This is a genomic window from Pseudomonas sp. HY13-MNA-CIBAN-0226 (assembly GCF_040310305.1).
GTDB classification, from domain to species: Bacteria; Pseudomonadota; Gammaproteobacteria; order Pseudomonadales; family Pseudomonadaceae; genus Aquipseudomonas; species Aquipseudomonas gregormendelii.
Window position 1 is genome coordinate 1 of record NZ_JBEOPS010000603.1, and the last position, 238, is coordinate 238.

Here is a 238-nt window from a genome sequence, read left to right on the forward strand (position 1 = left end):
TCCTTGAGGTTCAGGATGCGCGGGCGGCCGTCGATCAGGGCAACCACGTTGATACCAAACACGCTTTGCAGCTGGGTCTGGGCGTAGAGGTTGTTGAGGATCACCTCAGGCACTTCGCCACGGCGCAGCTCGATTACTACGCGCATACCGTCTTTGTCGGACTCGTCGCGCAGCTCGGTGATGCCTTCCAGCTTCTTCTCTTTAACCAGCTCGGCGATCTTCTCGATCAAGCGTGCCT

Annotated in this window: 1 protein-coding gene; it reads right to left on the reverse strand. The window is 58.4% G+C overall.

The features are described from left to right. A partial coding sequence (locus AAEZ05_RS30090; RefSeq protein ID WP_350650316.1) for a DNA gyrase subunit A occupies nt 1-238 on the reverse strand: 238 nt, incomplete at both ends.